This is a genomic window from Candidatus Pelagibacter communis, assembly GCF_001179945.1.
GTDB classification, from domain to species: domain Bacteria; phylum Pseudomonadota; class Alphaproteobacteria; order Pelagibacterales; family Pelagibacteraceae; genus Pelagilacustribacter; species Pelagilacustribacter ubique_A.
In genome coordinates, this window is the sequence record NZ_CVSG01000095.1 from 1 (window position 1) to 8,107 (window position 8,107).

Annotated in this window: 10 protein-coding genes; 6 read left to right on the forward strand and 4 right to left on the reverse strand. The window is 31.5% G+C overall.

Annotation, left to right across the window (positions count from 1 at the left end; translation table 11 throughout):
• The 3 genes from AMN78_RS03930 to ychF all read left to right on the forward strand — a co-directional run.
• Positions 1–766, forward strand: a 766-nt coding sequence (locus AMN78_RS03930) for a 50S ribosomal protein L25/general stress protein Ctc (RefSeq protein WP_256997715.1), incomplete at its 5' end; no start/stop codon positions are given.
• Positions 767–771: 5 nt separating this feature from the next.
• A complete protein-coding gene (gene pth, locus AMN78_RS03935) occupies positions 772–1,344 on the forward strand; it encodes an aminoacyl-tRNA hydrolase (RefSeq protein ID WP_075534273.1) in 573 nt (190 codons plus the stop codon).
• On the forward strand, positions 1,334–2,404 hold the full coding sequence (gene ychF, locus AMN78_RS03940) for a redox-regulated ATPase YchF (protein WP_075534274.1): 1,071 nt from the start codon (positions 1,334–1,336) through the stop codon (positions 2,402–2,404). Before pth ends, ychF begins: the two co-directional genes overlap by 11 nt.
• Here ychF and AMN78_RS03945 read toward each other — a convergent pair.
• From AMN78_RS03945 to petA, 3 genes are read right to left on the reverse strand one after another with little or no spacing between them, the layout of a single operon-like run.
• Positions 2,381–3,163 carry a cytochrome c1 gene (locus AMN78_RS03945; protein WP_102133231.1) on the reverse strand — a complete coding sequence of 261 codons (783 nt, stop codon included), beginning with the start codon at positions 3,161–3,163 and terminating at the stop codon, positions 2,381–2,383. The two genes, ychF and AMN78_RS03945, sit on opposite strands and share 24 nt — an antisense overlap.
• Complete coding sequence (locus AMN78_RS03950) at positions 3,150–4,409, reverse strand: cytochrome b (protein WP_075534275.1); 1,260 nt, start codon at positions 4,407–4,409, stop codon at positions 3,150–3,152. The genes AMN78_RS03945 and AMN78_RS03950 overlap by 14 nt, the downstream gene beginning before the upstream one ends.
• Before the next feature lie 6 nt (positions 4,410–4,415).
• The gene (petA, locus tag AMN78_RS03955; protein ID WP_075534276.1) at positions 4,416–4,937 is read right to left on the reverse strand and encodes a ubiquinol-cytochrome c reductase iron-sulfur subunit; all 522 of its coding nucleotides are present in this window, start codon (positions 4,935–4,937) and stop codon (positions 4,416–4,418) included.
• 86 nt (positions 4,938–5,023) lie between these two features.
• Here petA and AMN78_RS03960 point away from each other — a divergent pair, with 86 nt between their 5' ends.
• From AMN78_RS03960 to greA, 3 genes are read left to right on the forward strand one after another with little or no spacing between them, the layout of a single operon-like run.
• Positions 5,024–5,476, forward strand: coding sequence for a tRNA (cytidine(34)-2'-O)-methyltransferase (locus AMN78_RS03960; protein WP_179850614.1), 453 nt, complete (start codon positions 5,024–5,026; stop codon positions 5,474–5,476).
• The gene (gene hemF / locus AMN78_RS03965) at positions 5,473–6,297 is read left to right on the forward strand and encodes an oxygen-dependent coproporphyrinogen oxidase (protein WP_075534278.1); all 825 of its coding nucleotides are present in this window, start codon (positions 5,473–5,475) and stop codon (positions 6,295–6,297) included. Before AMN78_RS03960 ends, hemF begins: the two co-directional genes overlap by 4 nt.
• Before the next feature lie 2 nt (positions 6,298–6,299).
• On the forward strand, positions 6,300–6,776 hold the full coding sequence (gene greA, locus AMN78_RS03970; RefSeq protein WP_075534279.1) for a transcription elongation factor GreA: 477 nt from the start codon (positions 6,300–6,302) through the stop codon (positions 6,774–6,776).
• Here greA and AMN78_RS03975 read toward each other — a convergent pair.
• Positions 6,773–8,035 (reverse strand): CCA tRNA nucleotidyltransferase, encoded by a 1,263-nt coding sequence (locus tag AMN78_RS03975; RefSeq protein WP_075534280.1) that lies wholly within the window; start codon positions 8,033–8,035, stop codon positions 6,773–6,775. The two genes, greA and AMN78_RS03975, sit on opposite strands and share 4 nt — an antisense overlap.
• Positions 8,036–8,107: the final 72 nt, after the last annotated feature.

The following is an 8,107-nucleotide window of genomic DNA, read 5'->3' on the forward strand; positions in this document are numbered from 1 at the left end:
TTTCAATAAATTTATGAGTAATTTGAAAGCAACAAAAAGAGAAAATTTATCCTCTGGCTCTAATAACAAATTGAGAGCAAAAGGTTTTATACCTGCGATACTGTATGGAGGAAAAGATCCAAATCAGAATATTTCTGTTAGTAAAAAAGAAATTTCTAATATTATTAATTCTGAAACATTTCTATCAAAAGTTTTAGAGTTGGATTTAGATGGTAAAAAAGAAAAAGTAATACCTAGAGATGTATCTTATAATGTGGTCTCCGAAGAGCCAATACACATCGACTTTATGAGAATAGTTTCAGGAAAAAAAATTATACTTGAGATTCCAGTGAAGTTCATCAATCACCCTGACTCCCCTGGGTTAAAAAGAGGAGGAGTATTAAATATTGTAAGAAGAAAAGTTGAGTTAAAGTGTCCTGCTGAAAATATTCCAGATGAAATAATCGTAGATTTAGCTGGAACAGAAATTGGAACAAGTGTTAAAATTTCATCAGTTAAACTTCCCGATAATGTAATACCAACTATCACAGATCGTGATTTCGTAGTTGCGACAGTAGCAGCTCCGACTGTAATCAAAGAACCAGAAAAACCTGCAGAAGAAACTTCAGCTGAAGGTGCAGAGGGTGAAGCGCCTGCTGAAGGAGCAGAGGCAGCAGCCAAAGAGGGAGATACAACTAAAAAAGATGATAAAGTTAAAGAGGGCTCTGCTGACAAAAAATCTACTGATAAGAAACCTGAAGAAAAAAAACCTGCTGAAAAGAAATAATTAATATGCTTTTACTTGTTGGATTAGGAAATCCAGGCTCTGACTATACTAACACTAGACACAACATTGGCTTTAAAATTATTGATGCCATAAATTTACATTTTAAATTATCAAAGCAAAAACCAAAATTTAAAGGTTTGCTTACAACTGGAAATATTGAGGAGAAAAAAATTTATGCCATTAAGCCATTAACTTTTATGAATAATTCTGGAACTGCTATAAAGGAGTTAATAGATTATTTTAAAATTGATGCAAAAGATGTGATTGTTTTTCATGATGATATGGATATTGATTTTGGTAAAATTAAAGCAAAATTTGGTGGAAGTAGCGCTGGTCACAACGGTATAGAGTCAATAGACAAATTTATAGGAAAAGAATATTCAAGAGTTCGTATTGGTATAGGTCACCCAAAACAAAAGAAGAAAGTTAATAATCACGTACTCGAAGATTTTAAAGAGGATGAGGAAGAAAAAATCAAAGAAATTACTGAAAATATTGTAAAGCAGATACCTACACTCATTGATAAAAAATTGGATTTATTTTCTAGCAAAATTAATCAAAACCTAAATGGGATTTAAGTGCGGAATAGTTGGATTGCCAAATGTTGGTAAATCAACATTATTTAACGCTTTAACTGCCTCTAAAAATGCTGAAGCAGCAAATTTTCCTTTCTGCACAATTGATCCCAATATTGGCATTGTTGACGTAATCGATAAGAGATTAGATCAATTAGCTAAGCTTTCTAGTTCAAAAAAAAAGATTTATACAAACATAACTTTTGTTGACATAGCTGGCTTGGTTAAGGGTGCATCAAAAGGTGAGGGTCTTGGCAATAAATTTCTTTCACATATTAGAGAAGTAGATGCGATAATACATTTAGTGAGATGCTTCGACTCAGAAAAAATTACCCACGTAAACTCAAAAATAAGCCCTTCAAGCGATTTAGAAACTATTAAGACAGAAATAGTTTTGTCTGACCTTGATATTGTTCAAAAAAAACTTGAAAAGGGTAAAAAGAAACTTCTTGAGAATAAAGAAATAAAGATTTTAGAAGAAAAATTAAATCAGCTTGATAAAAACCAAGAGGTAAAGATTAATAATGAAGAAGAAAATAAATTTTTATCCAATATAGGTCTATTGAGTATTAAACCTAAAATAATTGTGTGCAATGTGGATGAAGAGAATTTGTCTAAAGGAAATCAATATACTGAGGAAATACAAAACAAATATCCTAATGAAAAAATAATAAAAATCTGTGCTGACATAGAAGACCAGCTTTCGGGTTTAGATAAGAATGAAAAAGAGGCTTTTATGCAGGATATAGGTTTAAATAAAACTGGATTAAATCAATTGATTAAAGAAGGATATGATCTTTTAAAATTAGATACTTTTTTTACTTCAGGTCCTGAGGAAAGTAGAGCTTGGACAGTAAGAAAAAATACTATTGCTCCAAAAGCAGCTAGTGTCATTCATACCGATTTTGAAAAAAACTTTATTAGGGCGGAGGCTGTATCTTGTGAAGATTTTATAAAATATGGTAGTGCAGAAAAATGTAAAGAAAATGGGAAATTAAGAATTGAAGGGAAAGATTATATTGTAAAAGATGGTGATGTTTTATACTTCAGAGTCAATCCTTGACCATATTTTTTTCATGCTTAAATAAACAAGAATTGTTAAAAGTACTAGGTAAATAATTACCTTAACACCGGTTTTATGTCTCTCTTCAAGTTCTGGTTCAGCAGCCCAAGCCAAAAAAGTTGTTACATCTTTGGCCATTTGATCAACAGTAGACTCCGTGCCATCAGCATATTCAACTAGACCATCCATTAAATTATTTGGCATTTTAATTTTATTACCGGCCATATATTTATTGTAATAAACACCGTCATCAAGAGTTACACCTGGAGGTGGGTCTTCGTAGCCAACAAGAACTGAATAAATGTAATTAGCTCCTCCTTTTCTTGCTTTGACTAAAACTGACATATCAGGCGGGTATGCCCCACCATTTGCAGCTGTTGCTGCCTGAACATTAGGGTATGGGCTCTTAAATTTATCTGAAGGTTTTCCTGGTCGAGTAAACATTTCTCCTTGAGAGTCTGGACCATCCTCTATTTCAAAACTAGCTGCAATCGCTTTTACCTCTTGTTCTGAAAACTCAGGTCCACCAGGTTCTCCTAGATTTCTATAGCTAAGATATTGCATTGAATGGCAAGAAGCACAGACTTCTTTATAAACTTGAAAACCTCTTTGTAGTGAAGCTCTATCGAAGGTTCCTGTTAAACCTTTAAAACTCCAATCCACTTTAATTGGATCAACCATTTCAGCACTATGAATTGGTCTAAATGAGATAAGTAGTAAAAAAGATAAAACGAGTAGTTTTATATTAGACTTTATCATTACCCTTCCTAGCTAAAGATGGTTCTGCTCCTCCGGTTAATACTGGCTCGGAGATACTCATAGGAATTGGATCCGTTTTTTCCAAATAACCGACAACAGGCATAACTACTATAAAATGTAAGAAATAATAAATAGTTCCCACTCTAGCTAATACTAAGTAAATTCCTTCAGCTGGCATTGCACCGACATAACCAAGCATTAGAACGTCTATTACTAATATCCAAAAGAATTGTCTATAAATCGGTCTAAAAACAGCCGATCTAACTTTTGATGTGTCTAACCAAGGTAGTACAAATAAAATAAAAATTGCACTGAACATTAAAATCACTCCACCTAATTTATCAGGGACAGATCTTAAAATTGCGTAAAATGGTAACAAATACCATTCAGGTACTATGTGAGCAGGTGTAACTAACGGATTAGCAGGTATATAATTGTCTGAGTGTCCCAAAACATTAGGCGTGAAGAATACAAATCCAGCAAATATGATCATAAAAACTAAAAGTGCGAAAGCGTCTTTAATTGTTATATAAGGATGAAATGGAACTGTATCTTTAGACGGTTTCTTTATATCAATACCTACAGGGTTATTATTTCCTGGAATATGTAAAGCCCAAATGTGTAAAACCACTAATCCTAAAATTAAAAATGGGATTAAATAATGTAAACTAAAGAATCTGTTTAGTGTTGGATTATCTACAGAATATGCTCCCCATAACCAAGTTGTTATACTATCTCCAACTAAAGGGATCGCACTAAATAAATTAGTTATTACTGTAGCGCCCCAGAAACTCATTTGACCCCAAGGCAAAACATAACCCATGAAAGCTGCTGCCATCATTAATAAATAAATCATCAGACCAATTATCCAAATTACTTCTCTTGGTGATTTATATGATCCATAAAATAAAGATCTAAAAATGTGAATATAAACTGCTAGGAAAAACATAGATGCGCCATTGCTATGAATATATCTGATTAGCCAACCATAATTTACATCTCTCATTATATGTTCTACACTCGCAAAAGCTAAATCTGCATGAGCGACGTAATGCATTGCTAAAACAATTCCTGTAACGATTTGAGTGATTAAACAAAAAGTTAAAATTCCACCAAAGGTCCACCAATAATTTAAATTTTTTGGAGTAGGATAATCGGTAAGGTGTGCTCCAAGAGTAAGTAATGGCAAACGGTCGTTAAACCATTTAGCTGCTTTAGATTTTGGTACGTATTCGTGTTCACTCATAATTTCTTAACCAATCTTTATTGTATTACTGTCAACAAATTCGAACTTCGGTATCTCCATGTTTGTTGGCGCTGGTCCTTTTCTTATTCTGCCTGATACATCATAGTGTGAACCATGACAAGGACAAAACCAACCATTAAAATCACCTTTGTCTTTTAGAGGCACACATCCTAGATGTGTACAAACGCCTAACATGACTAACCATTCGTCTTTACCCTCTTTTACTCTATCTTCATCTTTTTGGGGATCAGGCAAATCGTCCAACTTTACTGCTCTGGCCTCAGCTATTTCCTCTGAAGTCCTTCTTTTTAAGAATACTGGTTTTCCTCTCCACAAAACAGTAATAGATTTACCAGGTTCTATATTACTAATGTCAACTTCTGTCGTAGCTAAGGCTTGCTGAGCTTTATCAGGATTCATTTGGTCAATCATTGGCCAAATAACTGCTCCAACACCCACTGCTCCGACTGTATAGCTAGCCGTAAATAAAAAATCTCTTCTATTAACTTTTTTTTCCTCTTTGCTCATTTATGTAAGTGCTTATAATGTAATTATTAAATAAAACCATATTTTAAAGATTTCTAGGGTCAGAATGACACATAAATTAAGCTTAAATAATGCACATAGTTCTTTACAAACCTGATATCCCACAAAATACTGCAGCAATAATTAGACTTGGAGCCTGTCTAAGTTTGAATATTCACTTGATAGAACCATGTGGCTTTAATTTAAACGATAGCAGATTTAAAAGAGTCGTTATGGATTATGCTGGCTTAAGTAACATTGTTCGGCACAATAGCTTTGAGGCATTTAAAAATAAATATAAGAAATCAAGAATAGTTTTAATGACAACTAAGGCAAAAAAATTATATCATAAGTTTAAATTTAAAAAGAATGATATGCTTTTATTTGGAAAAGAAAGTGCTGGGGTTCCAGAAGAGATACATAAAATGGTCAAAAATAAAATAAAGATTCCTATGAACAAAAAAACTAGATCTCTAAATGTTGCAATGAGTGTTGCGATAGTAGCTTCTGAGGCTTTAAGACAAAATAATTTACTTAAATGATTACACCTGAATTTAGAAAAAAAATGGCTGATAGCTGGTTTTCATATTTACAAACTCAGATTTGTAAAGAATTTGAATATATTGAAAATAATAAAGTAAAATTTTCAAAAAGAGATTGGAATAAAAATAAAAAAAATGAAGGTGGAGGAACTTCATTTCTGTTATCAAATGGGAAAATATTTGATAAAGTTGGAGTTAATAAATCTACCGTTTCAGGAATTTTTCCTAAACAATTTAGATCAAAAATATTAGGAGCTGAAAGAAAAGGTAAATACTGGGCTTCAGGAGTTTCAGTGGTTGCTCATATGAGAAACCCCAAAATGCCTGCAATACATTTCAACACTAGGTTTATAGTAACTTCTAAAGAGTGGTTTGGTGGAGGGATGGATGTAACACCAAGTTATGAAGATCTAAAAGAAAAAAGAATGATACATAATGAATTAAAAAAAATATGTGTCCACAATAAAAAAAATTATAAAAAATACAAAAAATGGTGTGACGAATATTTTTATTTACCGCACAGAAAAGAAGCTAGAGGCATTGGTGGTATTTTTTTTGACTATGAAACTAAAGATTGGATTAAAAACTTTAAATTTGTAAGAGAACTTGGTCTTTCTTTTATCGACATTTCAAAAAAGATTATAAAGAGAAAAGAAAAAATTAAATGGACAAACAAAGATAAAGAAAAACAACTCTTCAAACGGGGAAGATATGTAGAGTTTAATCTTTTATATGATAGAGGCACAAGGTTTGGACTAAACTCGGGAGGAAATATAGATTCAATACTAATGTCACTTCCTCCTGAAGCAAAGTGGAAATAGTTATGGAAAAAGAACCAATTACAGTCAGTGGTCTTCAAAATTTAAAAGCAGAATTAGAAGATCTAAAAAATATTCAGAGGCCAAAAATTGTAGAGGCAATAGCTGAAGCAAGATCTCATGGAGATTTAAAAGAGAATGCTGAATATCATGCAGCAAAAGAACAACAAGCATTAATCGAAAGCCGGGTAATTGCAATTAATGATATTATTGCGAGAGCGAATGTAATTGATGTTACTAAAATAGAAAACGACGGAAAAGTTATTTTTGGATCAACCGTAAAAGTTCAAGATTTAGAAACAGATAAAAAGATTTCTTATAGATTAGTAGGCCAGGATGAAGCAGATATTAAAAGGAATTTAATTTTTTTTAAAAGTCCAATAGGGAAAGCTCTTATAGGTAAAAATAAGGGTGAAATGATAAGTGTCACAACACCATCTGGAGAGAGAAACTTTGAAATTCTTGATGTTGAATACATTTAATTTGAATTTACTTTTATTATCTCTTCGACCTTTTCATTTGAAATTTTAAAATTATTGTTTATCCACTCTTTCTCTAAAGTTTTTAAAACATTTCCTAAACTCTGTCCCTCTTGCATCCCTTTTTGCTTAAGGATCTCTCCATCTATTGGAAATATAGGTACTTTAATTTTTAAAATTTTATTAAAAGTTTTAGTAAAGTCGTTTATTTTCACTTTTGAATTTATTGAAAAATTTATCAAATTTAGAGCTATTAAATGATTTTTTCCATTTAAGTAAACATTTTTAATTAAATTTTTTTCAAAAAATTCTTTATCATTTTTGAGTTTTATTAAATTTTTATAAAATTGTTCTAGGGTCTCTTTGGTCTTATTAGATACGTTATACTTATGAATGAAATATTCATGATTTTCTTTGTCATCAATTAGCATTACAGCCAACAAAATATCTACGTTTACTTTTGAGTATTGATATACCTTTTTAAGTCTTTCTAGTCTGTTTAAATATAAGAATTCAGGAAATATCATTGAAAATATTTCCCTCAAATTGCTACTTTGATTAATTGTTAAAAAGTTTTCTAGACTTAAAATTTTGAGTAATTCAATCAAAATTCTCTCTTTAGAGATTTTTTGTATACCGTCTAGATTTTGTTTAATCGCATCACTAGTTGTTGGTTCAACAATAATATCATACATAACTTTAAATCTAATAAATCTGACAATTCTTAAATAATCCTCTTCTATTCTTTTTTGTGGATCTCCAATAAACTTGATATTTTTATTTTTAAGATCAACTGTACCCATTTGTGGATCATAAAGTTTTCCATTAATATCCATGTAAATTGCATTAATTGTAAAATCTCTTCTTTCAGAATCTTGTTGCCAACTATCAGTATATTCTACCTCTGCATGTCTTCCATCTGTTTTGATGTCTTTTCTTAATGTTGTTAATTCAACTTTGCGGTTTTCAGAAACAATAGTGACGGTTCCATGTTTAACACCAGTGTCAATAACTTTTAAATTTGTGTCTTTAAATTTTTCTTTGATCTGGTCTGTTGCTAAAATTGTTGCAACATCAATATCATCTATTTTTTCATTTGAGAGATGCCTCCTTACACATCCACCTACAAATCTCGCAGCTACTTTATCTTCAGGAATACCCTCTTGTAATTTTTTGAAAATAAATTTTAAATCTTTGTTTCTGTAAAATGGAAAAATAAAGCTTTTGATACTTTTTAAAAAATTTAAATTTAGATTAAACATAAATCTATGGCTGGGGCACTAGGATTCGAACCTAGGATGGCGGTATCAAAAACCCGCTGCCTTACCGCTTGG

Excerpts from the sequence above, each read along its gene's own strand:
- AMN78_RS03975 (WP_075534280.1), bottom strand. The coding sequence starts at position 8,035 with ATGTTTAATCTAAATTTAAATTTTTTAAAAAGTATCAAAAGCTTTATT.
- ychF (WP_075534274.1), top strand. The coding sequence starts at position 1,334 with ATGGGATTTAAGTGCGGAATAGTTGGATTGCCAAATGTTGGTAAATCA.
- AMN78_RS03945 (WP_102133231.1), bottom strand. The coding sequence starts at position 3,163 with ATGATAAAGTCTAATATAAAACTACTCGTTTTATCTTTTTTACTACTT.
- petA (WP_075534276.1), bottom strand. The coding sequence starts at position 4,937 with ATGAGCAAAGAGGAAAAAAAAGTTAATAGAAGAGATTTTTTATTTACG.
- pth (WP_075534273.1), top strand. The coding sequence starts at position 772 with ATGCTTTTACTTGTTGGATTAGGAAATCCAGGCTCTGACTATACTAAC.
- AMN78_RS03950 (WP_075534275.1), bottom strand. The coding sequence starts at position 4,409 with ATGAGTGAACACGAATACGTACCAAAATCTAAAGCAGCTAAATGGTTT.
- hemF (WP_075534278.1), top strand. The coding sequence starts at position 5,473 with ATGATTACACCTGAATTTAGAAAAAAAATGGCTGATAGCTGGTTTTCA.
- greA (WP_075534279.1), top strand. The coding sequence starts at position 6,300 with ATGGAAAAAGAACCAATTACAGTCAGTGGTCTTCAAAATTTAAAAGCA.